Genomic DNA, 20301 nt, shown 5'->3' on the forward strand with positions numbered 1-20301 from the left:
TTATTCGCCCTTGTCGGCCTTCTCGGCCTTGGCAGCCTTCTGCGGCTTCTCGGGCGTGGCGCCGGCATCGGCGGCCAGCAGCGGGATGCCCAGCGACTCGCGCACCTTGTTCTCGATCTCGCGCGACAGCTCGGGGTTCTCGCGCAGGAACTCGCGGGCGTTGTCGCGGCCCTGGCCGATCTTCTCGCCGTTGTAGGCGTACCAGGCGCCCGACTTGTCGACGATCTTGGCGGTCACGCCCATGTCGATGATCTCGCCTTCGCGGCTGATGCCTTCGCCGAACAGGATGTCGAACTCCGCCGTCTTGAACGGGGGCGAGACCTTGTTCTTCACCACCTTCACCTTGGTTTCGTTGCCGATGGCCTCGTCGCCCTTCTTGATGGTGCCGATGCGGCGGATGTCCAGGCGCACCGAGGCGTAGAACTTAAGCGCGTTGCCGCCGGTGGTGGTTTCGGGCGAGCCGAACATCACGCCGATCTTCATGCGGATCTGGTTGATGAAGATGACCATGCAGTTGGTCTTCTTGATCGTGGCCGTGAGCTTGCGCAGCGCCTGGCTCATCAGGCGGGCCTGCAGGCCGGGCAGCGAGTCGCCCATTTCGCCTTCGATTTCAGCCTTGGGCGTGAGCGCGGCGACCGAGTCGATGACGATCAGGTCGACGGCGCCGGAGCGCACCAGCGAGTCGACGATTTCAAGGGCCTGCTCGCCGGTGTCGGGCTGGCTGATCAGCAGGTCGGACAGGTTCACGCCGAGCTTCTGGGCGTACTGCACGTCGAGCGCGTGCTCGGCATCGACGAAGGCGCAGGTGCCGGCCTGCTTCTGCATGGCGGCAATGACTTGCAGCGTGAGCGTGGTCTTGCCCGACGATTCCGGGCCGTAGATTTCGATCACGCGGCCGCGCGGCAGGCCGCCGACGCCCAGCGCGATGTCCAGGCCCAGCGAGCCGGTGGAAACCACCTGGATGTCTTCGAGCGCCTCGCCTTCGCCGAGCCGCATGATCGTGCCCTTGCCGAACTGCTTTTCGATCTGGGCCAGCGCGGCTTGCAGCGCCTTGGCTTTTTCACTGTTGGCGACCGAGATGCTTGCGCCCTTGACGACTGCGTCCATGTGGAAACTCCTTGAAAATCAACGGTTTGTGTTGGGTTTCATCCGATCTGCTTTTAACTACAGGCTGGATGCTTGAACAGTAGTGTAGGGGCTGATGGGTTGGCGCAAACCCATTTTTTGGTCAGTTTGCTTTACCATTTACCGCCATGGCCGAAGCTGCTTTCCCGACCGACCCCGATGCCTGGCGCCAGACCCACCTGGGCCGCCTGCTCGGCCACGCCATGCGTCGCTTCGACGAGCGCGTGCTGGAGCTGATGGCGCACGACGTCGACGTGCCGCTGGCGCTGTCGAACCTCGCGGCGCGCGCGCAGGTGAGCGCGGCGCACATCCACATCACGCGGCACCTGGCGCGCGAGGGCTCGCGCCTCACGGAACTGGCCGAGCGCGCGGGCATGACCAAGCAGGCAATGGGGGCGCTGGTCGACCAGTGCGAGGCCTGGGGGCTGGTCACGCGCGGGCCCGATCCGCTCGACGCGCGGGCGCGGCGCGTGCTCTTCACCGCCGACGGGCTTGCCTGGCTAGACGCCTTCCGCAGCGCGGTGACGCAGGCCGAGAGCGAGTTCCGAAGCAGCGTCGGCGACGAGATCGCCACCGTGGTAACCATCGGACTGGAAGCCTACACAGCGGGCTAGACTCGCCCCAGAGACAAATGTGAACGGCGCCGGTTTGGCGCCCGAACGGGCTGGAGGTGACGCATGCGGATTCTGATTGCCGAAGACGACCAGGTGCTGGCCGATGCCCTGCTGCGCAGCCTGCGCACCTCGGGCGCGGCGGTCGACCACGTGGCGAACGGCTCGCAGGCCGACACCGCGCTCATGACGCACGACGAGTTCGACCTGCTGATCCTCGACCTCGGGCTGCCCAGCCTGCACGGCATCGAGATTCTCAAGCGCCTGCGCGCGCGCGGCTCGCAGCTGCCGGTGCTGGTGCTCACCGCGGCCGACAGCGTCGAGGAACGCGTCAAGGGCCTGGACCACGGCGCCGACGACTACATGGCCAAGCCCTTCAGCCTGCAGGAGCTCGAAGCGCGCGTGCGCGCTCTCACGCGGCGCGGCATGGGCACCACCAGCAACGCCATCCGCCACGGCCCGCTGGTGTACGACCAGGCCGGCCGCGTGGCCACCATCGACGGCAAGATGATCGAGCTGTCGGCGCGCGAACTGGGGCTGCTCGAAGTGCTGCTGCAGCGCGCCGGCCGGCTGGTGAGCAAGGACCAGCTGGTCGACCGACTGTGCGAATGGGGCGAGGAGGTGAGCCTCAACGCCATCGAGGTCTACATCCACCGCCTGCGCAAGAAGATCGAGAAGGGGCCGGTGCGCATCGCGACGGTGCGCGGGCTGGGCTACTGCCTCGAAAAGATCCAGTGACGACGACGCGGCAGCCGCCACGCGCGGGCGGCGGCACGCCGGAGGACTCGGCGCGATGAAGCTCTTTCAGCGTGCGCAGCGCTCGCTTTTCGGCGAGATCCTCGACTGGATGCTCACGCCGCTGCTGCTGCTGGTGCCGGTGAGCATCGGCGTCACCTGGCTGGTGGCGCAGGGCATTGCCAACGCGCCCTTCGACCGCGCGCTCGAACACAACGTGAAGGCCCTGGCCGAACTGGTGACGGTGAAGGAAGGGCATACGCAGTTCGTGCTGTCGCAATCGGCGCGCGAGATCCTGCGGGCCGACGACGCCGGCCACGTGTACTACCAGCTGCTCGACGGCCACGACACGCTGCTGAGCGGCGAGCGCGACATTCCGATGCCCGGCCTCGACGAGCCGCTGCCGGCCGGCCAGGTGTTCCTGCACAACAGCGCCCTGCATGGCAAGGAAGTGCGCGTGGCCTCGATGTGGATCGCCAGCGGCACCGACGACGTGCCGCCCACGCTGCTGCAGCTGGCCGAGACGCGTGAGAAGCAGTCGGTGCTGGCGGCCGAGATCATCAAGGGCGTGCTGCTGCCGCAGTTCGCCATCCTGCCGCTGGCAGTGCTGCTGATCTGGCTGGCGCTGGTGCGCGGCATCAAGCCGCTGTCGGTGGTGGAGGCGCGCATCCGCGAGCGGCGCCCGGGCGACCTGAGCCCGCTCGACGAATCGTCGGTCCCGCTGGAAGTGGTGCCGCTGGTGTCGTCGGTGAATGAACTGCTCGACAAGCTCAACGATTCGATCGGCACGCAGAAGCGCTTTCTGGCCGACGCGGCGCACCAGCTGAAGACGCCGCTCGCGGGCCTGCGCATGCAGGCCGACCTGGCGCAGCGCGAAGGCGCCAATGCCGACGAGCTCAAGCAATCGCTCAAGCAGATCGGCCGCGCGAGCAAGCGCGCCACGCACACGGTGAACCAGCTGCTGTCGCTGGCGCGCGCCGAAGGCAACAGCGCCAATGCGCACCACCAGCCCTGCGATCTGGCGAAGCTCACCATCGAGGTGGTGCGCGAGGCCGTGCCGCGCGCAATCGAGAAGCGTATCGACCTGGGCTACGACGGCGCGGAAGCGGGCGCACCGGGCGTGATGTTCGACGGCAACGCGACGCTGCTGAAGGAGCTGGTGCGCAACCTGGTCGACAACGCGATCAACTACACGCCCTCGACGCCGGAGCGCCCTGGCCTGATCACCGTGCGCGTGCTGGCCGACCCCTTCGGCCACGTGCTGCTGCTGCAGGTGGAGGACAACGGCCCCGGCATCGCCGAGGTCGACCGCGAGCTGGTGTTCGAGCCCTTCTACCGCGTGCTCGGCAACGAGGCCGACGGTTCGGGGCTGGGGCTGCCGATCGTGCTGGAGATTGCGAACCAGCACCGCGCGCAGGTGAAGCTGGAAGATGCGCATCCCGGCAAGCAGCCGCCGGGCGCGCTGTTCACGGTGCGCTTCGAGGGCGAAGCGGCACCTTGATTGACCAGGGAAGTCAGGGCGCAGGCGCGCCCGGCTTCGCTTCCTTGCGGATCTGCAGCCACTCGGGGTGGATCTGGCGCGACATGCGCTGCGGCTCTCGCTCGTTGAGCGCGGCCGGAGCCAGGCCGAAGCCGGCAAGATCGCCGCGCGCCCACAAGAAATAGCCGGCGTTGGCCAGCAGCAGGACGATGAGGAGCAGGCGCAGCTTCATACGTGTCAGAGGGTCATGCCGCGAGGGCGTACGCTCACTTCGTCGCTGGAAATCAGCTGCAGGCCGGCGTCGGTGCGCACCTGCAGCTCGCCACCCCAGGCCACGCCTTCGCACAGGCCGGCGGTGCCGTCGCTGAGCACCACTTCGCGGCCCCGCAGCACGTCGCGTGCGGCAAAGCGCTCGGCGAAGGACGCAAAGCCCCTAGCCTCGAATTCGAGCACGCTGCGCACCAGCGGCTCGGCCAGTTCGCGCAGCACTTCGGGCGCAGTGGCCTCAGGGTGCCACTGGCGCAGCCAAGCCGGTGGCGTACGCATGCCGTCGCCTTCACGCGCGCCGATGTTGATACCGATGCCGATCACGAGATAGCGCGGCGCATCGGCGCGGCCGGCGGACGGCAGCGCGGTTTCGATGAGGATGCCGACCAGCTTGCAGTCGTTCACCCACACGTCGTTGGGCCACTTGAGGCCGACCTTGTGTGCGCCCGAGGGATCGAGGCTTTCGGCCACGCTGACACCAACGGCGAGCGACAGGCCCGACCAGTCGGCAGGCGCCAGAGGCAGGCCGAGCGAGAAGGTCAACGAGGCCGATTCTTCCTGCTGCGGCGCGCTCTGCCAGGGCCGCCCGAGACGGCCGCGCCCCGCGGTCTGGCGCTCGGCCACGAGCAGCACGGGCTCGATGCGGCCGGCGCGCGCGCGGCGCATCAGCTCGGTGTTGGTGGAATCGATTTCGGCCACGGCCTCGACCGCGAAGCCGGGCAGCAGCGGAGCGACCGACGCGGCGATCCGGTCTTCGAACCAGGCGGCCGAGGTGCTGCTGCTCATGGTCAGTCCTCGGCGGACTTTTCCTTCTTGGCGGATTTTTTCTCCGCCTTCTTTTCGGATTTCTTCTCGGCTTTTTTGTCGGCCTTCTTTTCCGCCTTCCTGGCTTCTTTCTTCTCGGCCTTTTTCTTTTCAGCCTTCTTCTTTTTCTTCTTTTTCTTCTTTTCGTCCTCATCGTCCTTGGGCGTCAGCAGCGTGCCGCGGCACTGCTCCGAGCCGCACCAGCAAGGAAATTCGGACAGAAGCTTCGGCGTGTACGGCTCATCGATGATCAGGCCGTAGTCGTAGTTGAGCTCTTCGCCGGCGGAGATGTTGCGCAGCGCCTTGATATAAACGCGCCCATCGACCTCGTCGGCTTCGCAGTTCGGCTCGCACGAGTGGTTGATCCAGCGGGCGGCGTTGCCCTTGACGTTGCCGTCGATCACACGCCCGTCGTCGATGTGAAAGTAGAAGGTGTGATTCGGCTGGGCCGGGTCATGCGGATGGCGACGCAGCGCCTCCTTCCAGTTGATGACTTCGCCCTTGTATTCGATCAGCGTTTCGCCCTCGGCCAGGTCCTGCACGGCGAACACGCCGTTGCCATGGACATTCGAGCGCCGCGTCTGGATTCGGCGACCGGCGGAAAGTGGGGATTTGGAAGGCATCGCCGAAGTCTGTTAGTTTGAATATGCACACATGCGCGTGTGCGCGTGCGCACGCGGGAAGCCGCAGAGTATAGAGAGCCCTTAGATGACAAAGACTTTGGTAATCGCAGAAAAGCCGTCGGTGGCACAGGACATCGTCCGTGCCCTCACGCCGGTTGCAGGGAAATTCGACAAACATGACGAGCATTTCGAGAACGACACCTATGTCGTGACCAGCGCTGTCGGTCACCTGGTCGAAATCCAGGCGCCCGAGGAGTTCGACGTCAAGCGAGGCAAATGGAGCTTTGCCAACCTGCCGGTGATCCCGCCTCATTTCGACCTCAAGCCAGTCGACAAGACGAAGACGCGCCTGAACGCCGTGGTCAAGCAGGCCAAGCGCAAGGACGTGACGCAGCTCATCAACGCCTGCGACGCGGGCCGCGAGGGCGAACTGATCTTCCGCCTGATCGAGCAATACGCCGGCGGCAAGGCGGGCCTTCACAAGCCGGTCAAGCGCCTGTGGCTGCAGTCGATGACGCCGCAGGCCATTCGCGACGGCTTCGACGCGCTGCGCACCGAAAAGCAGATGCAGGGCCTGGCCGACGCCGCGCGCTCGCGCTCGGAGGCCGACTGGCTGGTGGGCATCAACGGCACGCGCGCCATGACCGCGTTCAATTCGCGCGACGGCGGCTTCTTCCTCACGACCGTGGGCCGCGTGCAGACGCCGACTCTCTCCGTCGTTGTGGAGCGCGAGGAGCAGATCCGCAAGTTCGTCTCGCGCGACTACTGGGAAATCCACGGCAGCTTCGCGGCCGAGGCCGGCGAGTACCCGGGCAAGTGGTTCAACCCCGACTGGAAGAAGGCCAACGCGCCGCTCCTGGCCAACGGCGAGCCCGACTCCGAACAGCGCGCCGACCGCGTGTGGAACGAGCAGGAAGCCCGCGCCATCGCCGACGCCTCGCGCGGCAAGCCCGCCACGGTGACGGAAGAGAGCAAGCCCACCACGCAGGCCTCGCCCGCGCTGTTCGACCTGACCTCGCTGCAGCGCGAGGCCAACGGCCGCTTCGGCTTCAGCGCCAAGACCACGCTCGCGCTGGCACAGAGCCTGTACGAACGCCACAAGGCGCTGACCTACCCGCGTACCGATTCGCGCGCGCTGCCGGAAGACTATCTGCCGGTGGTCAAGCAGACCATGGGCATGCTCGCCACGAGCGGCATGAAGCACCTGGCGCCGTTCGCGCAGCAGGCGGTCGACGGCAACTACGTCAAGCCCAACAAGCGCATCTTCGACAACGCCAAGGTGTCGGATCACTTCGCCATCATCCCGACGCTGCAGGCGCCCAGCGGCCTGAGCGATGCCGAGCAGAAGCTCTATGACTTCGTGGTGCGCCGCTTCATGTCTGTGTTCTTCCCGAGCGCCGAGCACCAGGTGACCACGCGCATCAGCACGGTGGAGCAGGGCGGCAAGAAGTATCCCTTCCGCACCGACGGCAAGGTGCTGGTGAAGCCGGGCTGGCTCGCCATCTACGGCAAGGAAGCACAGGACGACGAAAAGGAAGACGACAAGGACGGCAAGCGCCTCGTGCCGGTGAAGCCGGGCGAGATCGTGAACACCGAGTCGGCCGACATCAAGGGCCTGAAGACGCGCCCGCCGGCGCGCTACTCCGAAGCCACGCTGCTCGGCGCGATGGAAGGCGCGGGCAAGACCATCGACGACGACGAGCTGCGCGAGGCCATGCAGGAGAAGGGCCTCGGCACGCCAGCCACGCGCGCGGCCACCATCGAAGGCCTGATCACCGAGAAGTACATGCTGCGCGAAGGCCGCGAGCTGATTCCCACGGCCAAGGCCTTCCAGCTCATGACGCTGCTGCGCGGCCTCGGCGTGGAAGAACTCTCCAAGGCCGAGCTGACCGGCGAGTGGGAATACAAGCTCGCGCAGATGGAGAAGGGCGCGCTCAGCCGCGACGCCTTCATGCGCGAGATTGCGGCGATGACCGAGCACATCGTCAAGAAGGCCAAGGAATACGACCGCGACACCGTGCCGGGCGACTACGCGACCCTGCAGACGCCGTGCCCCAATTGCGGCGGCATCGTGCGCGAAAACTACCGCCGCTACGCCTGCACCGGCAAGAGCGGCACCGGCGAGGACGCCTGCGGCTTCTCGTTCGGCAAGTCGCCGGCCGGGCGGACCTTCGAGGTGGCCGAGGCCGAGGCGCTGCTGCGCGACAAGCACATCGGCCCGCTGGAAGGCTTCCGCTCCAAGGCCGGCTGGCCCTTCACCTCCGAGATCGTCATCAAGTACGACGAAGAAGCGAAAAACTGGAAGCTGGAGTTCGACTTCGGCGACGACAAGAACGAAGACAGCGGCGAGATCGTCGACTTCAGCGAGCAGGACACCGTGGGCCCGTGCCCGGTGTGCGGCGCGCCGGTGTTCGAGCACGGCAGCAACTACGTCTGCGAGAAGTCGGTGCCGACCAATGCGCAGCCCACGCCGAGCTGCACCTTCAAGACCGGCAAGATCATCCTGCAGCAGCCGGTGGAACGCGCGCAGATGGAAAAGCTGCTCGCCACCGGCAAGACCGACCTGCTCGACAAGTTCGTGAGCATGCGCACGCGCCGCGCCTTCAAGGCCTTCCTGACGTGGAACGCCGAAGAGGGCAAGGTGACCTTCGAGTTCGCGCCGCGCGAGGGCGGCAGCAAGTTCCCGCCGCGCAAGACCTTCGGCAAGGCCGCGCCCGCGGGCAAGACGGCTGCGGCCAAGAAGGTTGCTGCGAAGAAGACGCCCGCCGCCAAGAAGGCACCGGCAGCGAAGAAGGCCGCGGCACCGCGCAAGCCCGGCGCGGGCCTGAAGCCCAGCGATTCGCTGGCCGCGGTGATCGGCGCCGAACCGGTGGCGCGCACCGAGGTCATCAAGAAGCTGTGGGACTACATCAAGGCCAACGGCCTGCAGGACGCGGCCAACAAGCGCGCGATCAATGCCGATGCCAAGCTCAAGCCGGTGTTCGGCAAGGACCAGGTGACGATGTTCGAACTCGCGGGCATCGTGGGCAAGCACCTCTCGGCGCCCTGAGCCATGCGGCGCAGACACTTCGGCGCAAGCGTTGTTGCGATGGCCGTCGCGCTGCTGGGCGGCGCGGGCCTGGCCCACGCCGCCGCGTGGCCCGACAAGCCGGTCAAGCTGGTCGTGCCCTTTCCGCCGGGGCAGGCCACCGACATCTTCGCCCGCGCGCTCGCCGAGCAGCTCGGCAAGCGGCTGGGCCAGCCGGTGATCATCGACAACAAGGCCGGTGCCGGCAGCAACATCGGCACCGAGTTCGTGGTGCGCTCGCAGCCCGACGGCTACACGCTGGTGGTGGCCGGCAGCGCGATGGCGGTGAACCAGACGCTCTATGCCAAGCCGGGCTTCGACCCGCGCAAGGACCTGACGGGCATCTCGCTGATCGCGAAGGTGCCGCTGGTGTTTCTTGCAACGCCCGAGAGCGGCATCCGCACGCTGGCCGAACTCACGGCGCGCGCCAAGGCAGAGCCCGGCCGGCTGAGCTACGCGAGCGCCGGCATCGGCGGCACGCAGCATCTGTCGGGCGAGATGTACAAGTCGGCGGCGCATGTGTTCATCACGCACATTCCGTACCGGGGGAGCGGGCCGGCGCAGTCGGACTTCCTGGGCAACCAGGTGCCGCTGATGGTCGACTCGGTGACGGCCGCGCTGCCGCACATCAAGTCGGGCAGGGCGGTGGCGCTGGCCGTCACCTCGGCCACGCGCTCGTCGCAACTGCCCGACGTGCCCACCGTGCGCGAAAGCGGCGTGGCAGGCACCAAGAACTTCGAGGCCGTGGGCTGGCTCGGCCTGATGGCACCGCGCGGCACGCCGGCCGACATCGTCGAGCGGCTCAATCGTGAAGTGACGGACATCCTGAAGAGCGAGCAGATGGCGCGCTTCATCCGCGAGCGCGGCTCCGAGCCCGCACCCACGACGCCGGCCGAGTTCGACCGCTTCGTGGCGAGCGAGATCGGGGTGTGGGGCGCGGCGGTGAAGGCCTCGGGCGCGAAGCCCGAGTAAGCAGGCATTAAGCAGGCATCAAGCAGGCGCCTGCGCCTCTTTGCCGCGATCCACCTCCGCGAGCAGCCAGCTGCGGAAATGATCGAGCGTGGCCAACTGGCCGCGCCCTTCCGGGTAGCAGAACCAGTAGCCCTCGTTGCCGCGGTAGCCGCCGCCGGGCAAGGGCTCGTCCACAAGCCCGGAAGCGATTTCGTCCTGCACCAGGCAGCGCGGCACCAGCGCCACGCCCATGCCGACCATCACTGCACGGATCATGGTCTGGAACTGGTCGAACTGCGGGCCCGCCAGCGGATCGAGCCCCCGCACGCCATGCGCCTCGCTCCACTGCAGCCACGACTGCGGCACGCTCACGTGGCGAAGCAGCGTGCAGCGCGCCACGTCCTGCGGCGTGCGGATGGCCACCTCGGCCTGCGCGGCGCGCGGGGCGATCAGTGCCACGTCCTGTCCGGCGAGGTAGTGCGAGCGGGCGCCGGGCCAGTGGCCGTCGCCGAAAAGAATGGCGCAGTCGAGCTCGGGCCGCTCGAAGTCATAGCCATGCACGAAGGGCACGAAATGCAGCGTGATCTGCGGATGCGCGCGCTGAAAGTCGGGCAGCCGCGGAATCAGCCACTTGGCGCCGAAGGTGGGCAGGGCGGACAGATGCAGCGCGCCGCCGCCGTCGCCGCTGGTAATGAGCTCCAGCGTGGCCGCCTCCAGTTGCGCGAGCGTGGCACGCACCGCCTTCTCGTAGCGCTCGCCGGCCGGCGTGAGCGCCAGGCGCTTGCGGCTGCGCTCGAACAGCGGCGCGCCGATCCAGCGTTCGAGCTCCTGCACCTGCTTGCTGACCGCGCCCTGCGTGAGGTGCAGCGCCTCGGCCGCGCGCGAGACGCCGCCGAAGCGCACGACGGTCGAGAAGGCGCGCAGCAGGTTCAGGGGCGGGTTGAGACGGCGCAGTGACATGGGCGGAGTGACATGGCGGGATGCCCATTAAAACATTCCAGATCGGAATGTTAGCTGGTCTATCCTTTGCTTCAGGTAATGCAGCGAATCGCTCCATCACTCTCTGTTTCATTGGAAGAAACCCATGCTACGTCGTCACTTCATTTCCACCCTGGCCGCTGCTTCCGTCGTGCCAGGAATATCCTTCGCCCAGGGCAAGCCGATTCGCCTCGTCGTGCCGTTCCCGCCCGGCGGCGCCACCGACATCACGGCGCGCGTGCTCGGCGAGCCCCTCGGCAAGATCCTCCAGCAGCCCGTGGTGATCGACAACCGCGCCGGCGCGGGCGGCTCCATCGGCATGGCCGAGCTGGCACGCGCCACGCCCGACGGCCTGACCTTCGGCGTGGCCACGCTGTCCACCCACGGCGTGAACCCGGCCGTGTACCAGAAGCTGCCCTACGACCCAATCAAGGGTTTCGTCGCCGTGACCGAGCTGGTGAAGGCGCCGGGCGTGATCGTCATCAACCCGTCCGTGCTGCCGGTCGGCAGCTTCGCGGAGCTGGTGAAGTACCTGAAGGCCAACCCCGGCAAGGTGTCGTACGCCACGCCGGGCAACGGCACCATCGGCCACATGTGGGGCGAGCTGTTCAAGAGCAGCACCGGAACCTCGATGGTGCACATCCCCTACCGCGGTGCGGGCCCGGCCATCAACGACGTGCTCGCGGGCCAGGTGCCGGTGTACTTCGACCAGGTGGCCTCGTCGCTGCCGCATGTGAAGTCGGGCAAGCTGAAGGCGCTGGCCGTGTCCTGGAGCGGCCGGCTCGACGTGCTGCCCGAGGTGCCGACGTATGGCGAGCTGGGCTATCCGGTCAACAACGATCCTTCGTGGTTCGGCATGGTCGCACCCGCCGGCACGCCGGCGGAGATTGCGCTGCGCATGCAGCAGGCCGTGGCCACTGCGCTGAAGGACCACGCGGTGCGCGAGCGCCTTGCGCTGCAGGGGCTGTATGCCTCGGGCACCACGCCTGCCGAGTTCACGAAGCAGATCGCGGGTGAGATCGAGAAGATGAAGAAGGTGGCCGAATTCGCCCGCATCCGATTGGACTGACCGACACCTGCCTATGCATCCTGTTCTGAAACTGATCCAAACCCGCGCCCAGGTGACGAGCGTCGCCGGGCATACCCCGCTGGTGCTTGACTCCCCGCACAGCGGCACCGTCTACCCGGAAGACTTCCGCACGGTGCGCGACCTGGCCACCCTGCGCCGCGCCGAGGACACGCACGTCGAGAAGCTCTACGCCTTCGCGCCCGCCATGGGCGCGGCCTGGATCGAGGCGCACTTTCCGCGCAGCTATCTCGACGCCAACCGCGACACGACCGAGATCGACACCACGATGCTCGACGGCTCCTGGACCGATCCGGTTTCCACCGACCCGCGCGTGCTGTCGAAGGTGCGCCTGGGCAAGGGCCTGATCTGGAAGCTCACCGACGAAGGCCTGCCTATCTACGACCGCCAGCTCCCGGTGGACGAGGTGCGCCAGCGCATCGACACCTGCTGGCGGCCGTACCACGCGGCGGTGGCGCAGGCTGTAGCCGAGGCGCATGCGCGTCACGGCTACAGCATCCACATCAACTGCCACTCGATGCCGGCCATCGCGGCCAGCCACGCGACGGACTTTCCGGGCCTGGCGCATGCCGACTTCGTGATCGGCGACCGCGACGGCAGCACGGCCGATCCGGCGCTGTCGCAGAAGATCTGCGAGCACCTGCGCGCCTTCGGCTACAGCGTGGACTACAACCACCCGTACAAGGGCGTGGAACTGGTGCGCCGGCACGGCAAGCCTGCCGAACACCGGCACAGCATCCAGGTCGAGATCAACCGCAAGCTGTACATGGACGAGGCCACGCTGGCGCTCGACGAGGCCGGCGCGGCGCGGCTGCAGGGCCATCTGCGCTCGATGGTCGAAATGCTGCTGGCCACGGACCCGCGCTGATCCTTTGCAGCTCGATCAGGCGCCGGCGGGCGTGAAGTCGGTCGACACCGACAGCGCCTCCCACGCCTTGATCTCCTCCTGCAGCGCGCCGAGCTTCTCGCGCACCACTTTCACCGCGTCGGGGCCGAGCAGCAAGTGTGCGGGCGGATTCACAGCCTCGGTGACCTGGATCATCGCGCGCGCCGCCTTCACCGGATCGCCGTCCTGCTTGCCGCTGCGCGCCAGCCGCCGCTCGCGCACCGGGCCCATCACCGGCGCGTAGTCGGCAATGGTCTGCGGTGCGCGCACCATCGAGCGGCCCGCCCAGTCGGTGCGGAAGCCGCCGGGCTCCACGGCAGTCACGTGGATGCCGAAGCTCGCCACCTCCTTGCCCAGCGTCTCCGAGATGCCCTCGAGCGCGAACTTGCTGCCGTGGTAGTAGCCCAGCCCCGGAAAGGTCACGATGCCGCCCATCGACGTGATGTTGAGGATGTGGCCGCGCCGGCGCGCCCGCATGAAGGGCAGCACCGCCTTGGCGACGGCCACCGCGCCGAACACGTTCACCTCGAACTGCTGGCGCAGCTCGTCGAGCGACGATTCCTCGACAGTGCCTTCGTGGCCGTAGCCGGCGTTGTTGACCAGCACGTCGATCGGGCCGACCGAGGCTTCGACCTCGGCCACCACGCGGGCCACTTCGGCGTCGTGCGTCACGTCGAGCAGGCAGCCGAAGGAGCGGCCGGGCTGCAGCACATCGAACTCGGCGCGCGCGGCCTCGTTGCGCAGCGTGCCGACCACGCGGTGGCCGGCGGCCAGCGCCTCCTGCGCCAGCGCGCGGCCGAAGCCGCTGCTGACGCCGGTGATGAACCAGGTCCTGGGAGAAGAAGAAACCGTCATGGCGATGTCCTTGAAGGGTGGATGGAAGAACCGATGGCCTGACTGTGCGCGCGCCGCATCGCTTTGATAATCCACCCAATCGACGAAGCACCTTGAAGGTTTTCTTCAAGATCAACCGGATTCCACCCATGCGCCAGGACCAGCTAGACGGACTCGTCACCTTCGTAGCCGTGGCCGAAACACGCGGCTTTTCGGCCGCGGCGGTGCGGCTGGGCGTCTCGCCCTCGGCCGTGAGCCAGGCGGTGCGGCTGCTCGAAAAGCGCATGGGCGTGCCGCTGTTCAACCGCACCACGCGCAGCGTGAATCTCACCGAAGCCGGTGCCCGCTTTCTGGAACGCATCCGCCCGGCGGTGCAGGAGCTGGCCTCGGCCTCCGACGAGCTGAGCGACAGCGCCGAGCGGCCCGCGGGCCTGCTGCGGCTCACGGTGCCTCGCGCGGCCTACCTGTTCGTGCTGCAGCCGGCGCTCGGGGGCTTCCTGCGGGCCTATCCGCAGATCGACGTGGAGGTGTCGATCGACAGCGCGCTGGTCGATATCGTGGGCCGGGGCTTCGACGCCGGCATCCGCTTCGGCGGCATGGTCGAGCGCGACATGGTGGCGGTGAAGGTCGGCGGGCCGCTGGCCAACAGCATCGTCGCCGCGCCGCGCTACCTGGCCGAACGCGGCACGCCGGTGCACCCGCGCGAACTGCTGGCGCACGACTGCATCGGCTTTCGCTTCGAGAGCTCGGGCCTGCTGGAGCGGTGGGAGTTCGAGAAAGACGGGGAGGCCATGACGCTCGCGGTGAGCGGCCGCCTCGTGATGAACGACGTGGCCGTGATGCTCGACGCTGCGGTCGACGGCATCGGCATCGCCAACCTGATCAGCAGCTACACCGAGCGCCACGTAGCCGACGGCCGGCTGGTGCAGCTGCTGGCCGACTGGACCACGCCGCTGCCCGACCTGACGCTGTACTACCCCGACCGCAGGCGCGTGCCGCCCAAGCTGCGCGCGCTGATCGACTGGCTGCGCGAAACAACCTTGTCGGCGCCGGGTGTGTTGTTACAGGGCGAGCGGGCCGGCGGCCTATAGTGAGCCGGCAACAACCGTCAACCAAACCATCTCTTGGAGTTTCCAGTGAAGCCAATCATTGCTGCTGTATTCGCGATCGCAATGGGCGCGCTGGTGTCGGGCTGCGCAGGCACGGGTTCGGCCCCGGCCAGCAGCGGCGCCAATACATCGGGCGCGACCGGCGGCAGCGGCGTCACAGTGTTCGGCACCATCGACGCCAGCGTCAGCGGCACGACGAACAAGTCGTCGCGCTGATCAGTGCGCGCCGCCTAGCGGCGCAGCAGCGCCTGGCGCAGCACGCGCGCAGCGCGGTCGCGGATCTTGCCGGAGCTGGAGCGCGGCGGCACCTTCGGCGCGACCTTCGCGGTGGCGCAGGCCCACAGGAAGTCATGCAGGATCGGCGTGTCGTCGACCGTCTCGGTGCTGCCGTACTTGTGGAATTCGGGGTGCCACTGGGTCGCGGCGATGTAGCTGCGGCCCTTGTCGGGGCGGCGGCGGATGGCCTCGGGCACGCGGTCGGGCAGGCTCCAGGCCTCGATCTCGAAACCCGGCGCGAGGCCCTTGATGCCCTGGTGGTGGATGCTGTTGACGCGCGCCTTCTCCACCTGCGGGTAGAGCTTCGACAGCCGCGTACCTTGAACCAGTTCGATCTCGTGGAAGTTCTGGTCGTAGGTCACCGGGTCGCGGTGGCGCAGGCCGCCCTCGTGCTGGGCCTCGATGTCCTGGTAGAGCGTGCCGCCAAAGGCCACGTTGATGAGCTGCAGCCCGCGGCACACGCCGAAGATAGGCTTGCCGGCCTGCTCGAAGGCTTCGACCAGCGCGAGGTCGTAGAGGTCGCGGATCTGGTCGCCGATCCACGCGTCCTTCAGCGGCACCTCGCCGTAGCTGCCGGGCCAGACGTCGGCGCCGCCGTGCATGACCACGCCATCGAGCCATTCGGCGTAGTGCGACAGCTTGGTGTCGCCGCGCGCGGTTTCGCCGGTGGGGCAGGGCACCATCACCACCATGGCGCCGGCGGACATGAGCCAATGCGCGATCGATTGCTCGACGTACTGCAGCGTCTTGTTGGTGAAGAGCGAGCGGGCCGGGTCGGCGTGCGAGAAGCAGGCGGACAGGCCGATCTTGAGCCGAGCGGAAACAGGTTGTGTCATCGCGGGACTGTCGTCGGTGGGAACCGGGCGATTGATGCGAAAAGGAAAGTCCATTTTGGCTCGTTGGCCTCTCGCACGGGGTCGGACGACACGCCAAGTATGCTTTCAACGCTGCCCCAACGAATAAGGAAGACAAGCCGATGAAAACGATCAAGGGCCCCGCCATCTTTCTGGCCCAGTTCGCGGGAGACACCGCGCCGTTCAACACGCTCGACGGCATCGCCGGCTGGGCCGCCGGGCTGGGCTACAAGGGCGTGCAGATCCCGAGCTGGGATGCCCGCCTGTTCGACCTTCAGCGCGCCGCCGAAAGCAAAACCTACTGCGACGAGGTGAAGGGCACGCTGGCAAAGCACGGCCTGGAGATCACCGAGCTCTCGACCCACCTGCAGGGCCAGCTGGTGGCGGTGCATCCGGCCTACGACGCGGGCTTCGACGGTTTCGCGGCGCCCGAGGTGCGCGGCGATCCGGTACGGCGCCAGCAGTGGGCCGTCGAGCAACTGCACTTTGCGGCAAAGGCCTCGGCCAACCTCGGGCTCAAGGCGCACGCGACCTTCTCGGGCGCGCTGGCCTGGCCGTACCTCTACTCGTGGCCGCCGCGTCCGCCGGGCCTGATCGAGGAAGCCTTCGACGAACTTGCACGCCGCTGGCGGCCGATCCTCGACGCCTTTGACGCCGTGGGCGTGGACGTGGGCTACGAGATCCACCCCGGCGAAGACCTGCACGACGGCGTGAGCTACGAGATGTTTTTGGAGCGCGTGAACAACCACCCGCGCGCCTGCCTGCTGTACGACCCGAGCCACTTCATGCTGCAGCAGCTCGACTACCTGGCCTACATCGACCACTACCACGAGCGCATCAAGATCTTTCACGTGAAGGACGCCGAGTTCAACCCGACCGGCAAGCAGGGCGTGTACGGCGGCTTCCAGAGCTGGATCAACCGGGCAGGGCGCTTCCGTTCACTGGGCGACGGGCAGGTGAACTTCAAGGCCATCTTCTCGAAGATGGCGCAGTACGACTTCCCGGGCTGGGCGGTGCTGGAGTGGGAGTGCTGCATCAAGCACCCCGAAGACGGCGCGCGCGAAGGCGCGAAGTTCATCGCCGACCACATCATCCGCGTGGCCGACCGGGCCTTCGACGACTTCGCCGCGGGCGGGGTCGACGTGGCCGCAAACAAGCGGATGCTCGGGATCGGCTGAGCCGGCTAGCTAGCTCACCGACCGGATCACGTCGTCGAGGATCTCCAGGCCGCGATCGATCTCCGCGGGCATCACGGTCAGCGGCGGCGCAATGCGCCACACCGCGGCCATGCCGCCGACCGACACGATGTTCATGCTGAGGCCGCGCGCCATGCACGCATCGGTGATGGCCCGGCCGCGCTCGGCATCGGGCTCGCGGGTTTCGCGGTCTTTCACGAGCTCGACGCCCTGCAGCAGCCCGTGGCCGCGCACGTCGCCGATCAGCTCGTGGCGCGCCTGCAGCGTCTCCAGTCCGTGGCGCAGCCGCAGGCCCATCTCGTTGGCGCGGGCGTTGAGCTTTTCTTCTTCCAGCACGTCGAGCACGGCCAGCGCAACCTCGGCCGGCAGCGGGTCGGACACATGCGAGGTGACGTGCACGAAGCCCTTGTCGTGGCACTCCTGCTCGATCGCCTCGCTGGTGATCGCCGCGCCGATGGCCACGCCGCCGCCCAGCGTCTTCGATACCGTGAGGATGTCGGGCACCACGCCGAACTGCTCGAAAGCGAAGTTGCTGCCCATGCGGCCGAAGGCGGTCTGGGCCTCGTCCAGGATCAGCAGCATGCCGCGTTCCTGGCACTTGGCCTTGAGCTTGGGCAGGTAGCCATCTGGCGGCACGATCACGCCGCCCGAGCTTTGCACCGGCTCGGCAATGAAGGCGGCCAGCGAGCCGCTGGACTGTGCATCGACCATGTCGAAGCCGACGTCCAGGCAGGTGCTGTCGCAGGCATCGCGGCAATGCCTGATGGGGCAGCGAAAGCAGTTGGGCGGCGGGATCGACATCGTGCCGGGCTTGCGCGGCCCGTAGTCGACGTGCTGCCTGCCCGCGAAGGTGAGCCCGGCCATGCCGCCGGTCACGCCGTGCCAGCCGCCGTTCAGGCCCACGATCTCGTAGCGCCCGGTGGCCACGCGCGCCATGCGCGCCGCCGCCTCGTTGGCCTCGCCGCCGGTCGAGAGGAAGATCGATTTCGACAGCTGCGGCGGCAGCATCGAGGCCAGCCGCTCGGCCAACCCGAGCACGGCCGGCCCGACGAAGCCGCTGTACAGGTGCAGCGCGCCCTCGCAGGCCTTGTGCATGGCGGCAACGATGCGCGGGTGGTTGTGGCCGATGGTGGCGCACATCTGGCCCGAGGTGAAGTCGAGGATCTCGCGGCCGTGCTGGTCCCACAGCGTGGCGCCCCGCGCCTTGACGATGACGTGCGGGCTCAGGCCCATGCCGTAGCGAATGAGATGCCGGGCGACCGTGGGGTCGTAGCCTGTGTCCTGGCCCATTGAATGCTCCTTGTCGTGGGGATGCGGCCAGCGTAGCCATCGGTCGGGAAATCGGCTGTCGTTGTAGGGGCCTTGAAACGAAGCCGATTGCATCCTGGTTGCGCCACACTGGCGGCATGAAAACCGGCACCCTCGACCGCATCGACCAATGCATCCTGGCCGAACTGCAGGCCGATGCGGGCCTGCAGAACCAGACGCTGGCAGAGCGTGTGAACCTCTCGCCCTCGGCCTGTCTCAAGCGGGTGCAGCGGCTGCGGCGCGCGGGCGTGATCCGCGAGGAGGTCGCGATCCTCGATGCCGCGCGCGTCGGCTTTCCGGTGCTGGTGATCTCGCGCGTCTCGCTGCGCAGCACCACGCGCGAGGCGTTCCGGGCCTTTGAGCGCAAGGTGCACGCGCTGCCGCAGGTGCTGCAATGCCACTGCGTGGCCGGCGAGACCGATTTCGTGCTCGTGATCTGCGCGCGCTCGCTGCCCGACTACCAGGCCTTCGCGCAGGAGCAGCTGGGCGACGCGCTGGCCCTGGAGAACTATTCGAGCGACATCGTGCTGTCGACCACCAAGTTCACGACGCAGCTGCCGCTGGACAGGGCGTAGGCCTGCGCTACAGCAGGCGCGCCAGCCGCTGGATGGCGCCGTCGATCTGCGGCTCGGCGACCAGGCCGTAGCCGAAGGCGAGGCCATTTTTTTGCAATTCAGGTACGTCAGGCGCGCCGGGCGCGTTCGGGTCGAGCGCATAGCGCGACAGCGGCGGCAGCGTGATGCCGGCCGCGGCCGCGCGTTCGACCACAGTGTGGTCGCGCGTATCGCCGTGCAGCCAGGCCGACAGGTGCAGGCCCGCATCTGAAGGAATCGCTTCGAGCCTGCCCGCGCAGTGGCGTGCCAGCGCATCGAGCAGCACGGTGCGCCGCGCGCCGTAGATCTTGCGCATCTTGCGGATGTGGCGCGCCAGGTGCCCTTCGGCGATGAAGGCGGCGAGCGCCTCCTGGCCGAGCACCGGGCCGTGCCAGTCGGCCAGCTCGCGCGCCCGCACCAGCGCCGCGCGCGCCCACGGCGGCGTCACCACGAAGCCAAGGCGCAAGGCGGGAAACAGGCTCTTGGAAAAGGTGCCGATGTAGAAGACCGACTCGGCGCGGTCCAGCGTCTGCAGTGCATCGAGCGGGCGGCCGGCGAAGCGGAATTCGCTGTCGTAGTCGTCCTCGACGACGACAGCGTTGCGCGCCCGCGCGAAGGCCAGCAGGGCGGCGCGGCGCTGCGGCGACATCGCGACGCCGGTGGGGAACTGGTGCGAGGGCGTCACGCAGACCACGCGCGCCTCGGGCGGAATGCGGTCCACGCACAGGCCCTCGCCATCGGTCGGCACCGTCATCACTCTCGCGCCCGCGGCCAGCATGGCTTCGCGCAGCGAGGGATAGAACAGCTGCTCGACCGCAACCACCGTGCGCCCCGGCACGACGAGGATGCGCGCGAGCAGCCCGAAGGCCTGTTGTGCGCCGGCCGTGACCACGATGTCGTCGGCGGTGCAGCCGACCGCGCGGGTGAAGGACACGTGCTTCGCGATGGCCTCGCGCAGCGCGCCCTGGCCTTGCGGGTCGGCGTAGTCGGCCGTCTGCCGCGCGACGCGGCGCAGCGCGCGGTCGCTCAGGCGGCGCCAGATGTCGAAGGGAAAGACGCTCACGTCGGGCAGGCCGACGCGGAAGTCGTCGCGCGCGGGCTGCGGCTGCAGCGTGGGGGCGAGGTCGGCGCCAGGAACGTTCAGCGGCACCAGCCGGGGGTCGCGCTTGGCCGTCGAGGCCTTCGTGCTGCGGCCGCGCCGGGATGCCGGCAGCGTGTCCGCCACGTAGGTGCCGGCGCCGGGGCGCGCCAGCAGGTAGCCCTCGCTCAGCAGCAGGTCGTAGGCCGCGAGCATGGTGTTGCGCGACACGCCCAGCCGCAGCGCCAGCGCGCGCGTGGCGGGCAGGCGTGCGCCGGGCTGCAGCCGGCCGTCGAGGATGGCGCTGCGCAGCTGGCGGTGCACCTCGCGCAGCAGATCACGCGAGCCGGCTCCCGGCAGGCGGATGGCGAGTTCGAAAATTGGCTCCATGAACTTCGCCGATTGTGGTTCTTTTGAAGAGCCAATTGCAAACCTATTC

At 67.9% G+C, this 20301-nt stretch carries 20 protein-coding genes; 11 read left to right on the top strand and 9 right to left on the bottom strand.

What is annotated here, in order from left to right:
- Positions 1-1107: a recombinase RecA gene (gene recA, locus BLW48_RS10350; protein WP_093055204.1), complete on the bottom strand. Its 1107-nt coding sequence runs from the start codon at positions 1105-1107 to the stop codon at positions 1-3.
- Between the two features lie 146 nt (positions 1108-1253).
- Here recA and BLW48_RS10355 point away from each other — a divergent pair, with 146 nt between their 5' ends.
- From BLW48_RS10355 to BLW48_RS10365, 3 genes are all read left to right on the top strand, one after another.
- Entirely contained in the window at positions 1254-1739 is a 486-nt protein-coding gene (locus BLW48_RS10355) for a MarR family winged helix-turn-helix transcriptional regulator (protein ID WP_093055202.1), read from the top strand.
- A gap of 63 nt (positions 1740-1802) precedes the next feature.
- A complete protein-coding gene (locus BLW48_RS10360) occupies positions 1803-2474 on the top strand; it encodes a response regulator transcription factor (protein ID WP_093055200.1) in 672 nt (223 codons plus the stop codon).
- Positions 2475-2529: 55 nt separating this feature from the next.
- A complete protein-coding gene (locus BLW48_RS10365) occupies positions 2530-3972 on the top strand; it encodes a sensor histidine kinase (protein ID WP_093055198.1) in 1443 nt (480 codons plus the stop codon).
- A gap of 13 nt (positions 3973-3985) precedes the next feature.
- Here the strand turns inward: BLW48_RS10365 and BLW48_RS10370 are convergent, their stop codons facing one another.
- The 3 genes from BLW48_RS10370 to BLW48_RS10380 are packed head-to-tail and all read right to left on the bottom strand — an operon-like array spanning position 3986 to position 5645.
- Positions 3986-4183 carry a sporulation protein gene (locus BLW48_RS10370; RefSeq protein WP_093055196.1) on the bottom strand — a complete coding sequence of 66 codons (198 nt, stop codon included), beginning with the start codon at positions 4181-4183 and terminating at the stop codon, positions 3986-3988.
- Between the two features lie 5 nt (positions 4184-4188).
- On the bottom strand, positions 4189-5004 hold the full coding sequence (locus BLW48_RS10375; RefSeq protein WP_093076309.1) for a biotin--[acetyl-CoA-carboxylase] ligase: 816 nt from the start codon (positions 5002-5004) through the stop codon (positions 4189-4191).
- Between the two features lie 2 nt (positions 5005-5006).
- Positions 5007-5645 carry an SET domain-containing protein gene (locus BLW48_RS10380; RefSeq protein WP_093055192.1) on the bottom strand — a complete coding sequence of 213 codons (639 nt, stop codon included), beginning with the start codon at positions 5643-5645 and terminating at the stop codon, positions 5007-5009.
- A gap of 85 nt (positions 5646-5730) precedes the next feature.
- On the opposite strand from BLW48_RS10380, the gene BLW48_RS10385 reads away from it, so the two are divergent.
- Entirely contained in the window at positions 5731-8694 is a 2964-nt protein-coding gene (locus tag BLW48_RS10385; protein ID WP_093174476.1) for a DNA topoisomerase III, read from the top strand.
- Positions 8695-8697: 3 nt separating this feature from the next.
- On the top strand, positions 8698-9684 hold the full coding sequence (locus tag BLW48_RS10390; RefSeq protein WP_093174478.1) for a tripartite tricarboxylate transporter substrate binding protein: 987 nt from the start codon (positions 8698-8700) through the stop codon (positions 9682-9684).
- Between the two features lie 18 nt (positions 9685-9702).
- Here BLW48_RS10390 and BLW48_RS10395 read toward each other — a convergent pair whose 3' ends face one another.
- Positions 9703-10623 carry a LysR substrate-binding domain-containing protein gene (locus tag BLW48_RS10395; RefSeq protein ID WP_093055186.1) on the bottom strand — a complete coding sequence of 307 codons (921 nt, stop codon included), beginning with the start codon at positions 10621-10623 and terminating at the stop codon, positions 9703-9705.
- Between the two features lie 124 nt (positions 10624-10747).
- On the opposite strand from BLW48_RS10395, the gene BLW48_RS10400 reads away from it, so the two are divergent.
- Both BLW48_RS10400 and BLW48_RS10405 read left to right on the top strand, forming a co-directional pair.
- Positions 10748-11710, top strand: a complete 963-nt coding sequence (locus BLW48_RS10400; RefSeq protein ID WP_093055184.1) for a tripartite tricarboxylate transporter substrate binding protein BugE — start codon at positions 10748-10750, stop codon at positions 11708-11710.
- 13 nt (positions 11711-11723) lie between these two features.
- Positions 11724-12596 carry an N-formylglutamate amidohydrolase gene (locus BLW48_RS10405; protein ID WP_093076317.1) on the top strand — a complete coding sequence of 291 codons (873 nt, stop codon included), beginning with the start codon at positions 11724-11726 and terminating at the stop codon, positions 12594-12596.
- Positions 12597-12611: 15 nt separating this feature from the next.
- On the opposite strand, the gene BLW48_RS10410 is transcribed toward BLW48_RS10405, so the two are convergent.
- Positions 12612-13469, bottom strand: coding sequence for an oxidoreductase (locus tag BLW48_RS10410; protein ID WP_093174908.1), 858 nt, complete (start codon positions 13467-13469; stop codon positions 12612-12614).
- A gap of 92 nt (positions 13470-13561) precedes the next feature.
- Here BLW48_RS10410 and BLW48_RS10415 point away from each other — a divergent pair, with 92 nt between their 5' ends.
- The gene (locus BLW48_RS10415) at positions 13562-14539 is read left to right on the top strand and encodes a LysR family transcriptional regulator (protein WP_256330748.1); all 978 of its coding nucleotides are present in this window, start codon (positions 13562-13564) and stop codon (positions 14537-14539) included.
- 45 nt (positions 14540-14584) lie between these two features.
- Entirely contained in the window at positions 14585-14773 is a 189-nt protein-coding gene (locus BLW48_RS10420) for a hypothetical protein (protein ID WP_093055180.1), read from the top strand.
- A 14-nt stretch (positions 14774-14787) separates the two neighbouring features.
- Here the strand turns inward: BLW48_RS10420 and BLW48_RS10425 are convergent, their stop codons facing one another.
- Positions 14788-15669 (bottom strand): gamma-glutamyl-gamma-aminobutyrate hydrolase family protein, encoded by an 882-nt coding sequence (locus tag BLW48_RS10425; RefSeq protein WP_093055178.1) that lies wholly within the window; start codon positions 15667-15669, stop codon positions 14788-14790.
- A 140-nt stretch (positions 15670-15809) separates the two neighbouring features.
- On the opposite strand from BLW48_RS10425, the gene BLW48_RS10430 reads away from it, so the two are divergent.
- Entirely contained in the window at positions 15810-16865 is a 1056-nt protein-coding gene (locus tag BLW48_RS10430; RefSeq protein ID WP_093174480.1) for a sugar phosphate isomerase/epimerase family protein, read from the top strand.
- Between the two features lie 9 nt (positions 16866-16874).
- Here BLW48_RS10430 and BLW48_RS10435 read toward each other — a convergent pair whose 3' ends face one another.
- Positions 16875-18173: an aspartate aminotransferase family protein gene (locus BLW48_RS10435; protein ID WP_093174482.1), complete on the bottom strand. Its 1299-nt coding sequence runs from the start codon at positions 18171-18173 to the stop codon at positions 16875-16877.
- A gap of 116 nt (positions 18174-18289) precedes the next feature.
- Here BLW48_RS10435 and BLW48_RS10440 point away from each other — a divergent pair, with 116 nt between their 5' ends.
- A complete protein-coding gene (locus BLW48_RS10440) occupies positions 18290-18766 on the top strand; it encodes an Lrp/AsnC family transcriptional regulator (RefSeq protein ID WP_093055172.1) in 477 nt (158 codons plus the stop codon).
- A gap of 7 nt (positions 18767-18773) precedes the next feature.
- Here BLW48_RS10440 and BLW48_RS10445 read toward each other — a convergent pair whose 3' ends face one another.
- The gene (locus BLW48_RS10445; protein ID WP_093174484.1) at positions 18774-20252 is read right to left on the bottom strand and encodes a MocR-like pyridoxine biosynthesis transcription factor PdxR; all 1479 of its coding nucleotides are present in this window, start codon (positions 20250-20252) and stop codon (positions 18774-18776) included.
- Positions 20253-20301: the final 49 nt, after the last annotated feature.

Origin of the sequence: Variovorax sp. YR266, from assembly GCF_900107295.1 — a bacterium.
GTDB lineage: Bacteria > Pseudomonadota > Gammaproteobacteria > Burkholderiales > Burkholderiaceae_C > Variovorax.

Excerpts from the sequence above, each read along its gene's own strand:
- recA (WP_093055204.1), bottom strand. The coding sequence starts at position 1,107 with ATGGACGCAGTCGTCAAGGGCGCAAGCATCTCGGTCGCCAACAGTGAA.
- BLW48_RS10355 (WP_093055202.1), top strand. The coding sequence starts at position 1,254 with ATGGCCGAAGCTGCTTTCCCGACCGACCCCGATGCCTGGCGCCAGACC.
- BLW48_RS10360 (WP_093055200.1), top strand. The coding sequence starts at position 1,803 with ATGCGGATTCTGATTGCCGAAGACGACCAGGTGCTGGCCGATGCCCTG.
- BLW48_RS10365 (WP_093055198.1), top strand. The coding sequence starts at position 2,530 with ATGAAGCTCTTTCAGCGTGCGCAGCGCTCGCTTTTCGGCGAGATCCTC.
- BLW48_RS10370 (WP_093055196.1), bottom strand. The coding sequence starts at position 4,183 with ATGAAGCTGCGCCTGCTCCTCATCGTCCTGCTGCTGGCCAACGCCGGC.
- BLW48_RS10375 (WP_093076309.1), bottom strand. The coding sequence starts at position 5,004 with ATGAGCAGCAGCACCTCGGCCGCCTGGTTCGAAGACCGGATCGCCGCG.
- BLW48_RS10380 (WP_093055192.1), bottom strand. The coding sequence starts at position 5,645 with ATGCCTTCCAAATCCCCACTTTCCGCCGGTCGCCGAATCCAGACGCGG.
- BLW48_RS10385 (WP_093174476.1), top strand. The coding sequence starts at position 5,731 with ATGACAAAGACTTTGGTAATCGCAGAAAAGCCGTCGGTGGCACAGGAC.
- BLW48_RS10390 (WP_093174478.1), top strand. The coding sequence starts at position 8,698 with ATGCGGCGCAGACACTTCGGCGCAAGCGTTGTTGCGATGGCCGTCGCG.
- BLW48_RS10395 (WP_093055186.1), bottom strand. The coding sequence starts at position 10,623 with ATGTCACTGCGCCGTCTCAACCCGCCCCTGAACCTGCTGCGCGCCTTC.
- BLW48_RS10400 (WP_093055184.1), top strand. The coding sequence starts at position 10,748 with ATGCTACGTCGTCACTTCATTTCCACCCTGGCCGCTGCTTCCGTCGTG.
- BLW48_RS10405 (WP_093076317.1), top strand. The coding sequence starts at position 11,724 with ATGCATCCTGTTCTGAAACTGATCCAAACCCGCGCCCAGGTGACGAGC.
- BLW48_RS10410 (WP_093174908.1), bottom strand. The coding sequence starts at position 13,469 with ATGACGGTTTCTTCTTCTCCCAGGACCTGGTTCATCACCGGCGTCAGC.
- BLW48_RS10425 (WP_093055178.1), bottom strand. The coding sequence starts at position 15,669 with ATGACACAACCTGTTTCCGCTCGGCTCAAGATCGGCCTGTCCGCCTGC.
- BLW48_RS10430 (WP_093174480.1), top strand. The coding sequence starts at position 15,810 with ATGAAAACGATCAAGGGCCCCGCCATCTTTCTGGCCCAGTTCGCGGGA.
- BLW48_RS10435 (WP_093174482.1), bottom strand. The coding sequence starts at position 18,173 with ATGGGCCAGGACACAGGCTACGACCCCACGGTCGCCCGGCATCTCATT.
- BLW48_RS10440 (WP_093055172.1), top strand. The coding sequence starts at position 18,290 with ATGAAAACCGGCACCCTCGACCGCATCGACCAATGCATCCTGGCCGAA.
- BLW48_RS10445 (WP_093174484.1), bottom strand. The coding sequence starts at position 20,252 with ATGGAGCCAATTTTCGAACTCGCCATCCGCCTGCCGGGAGCCGGCTCG.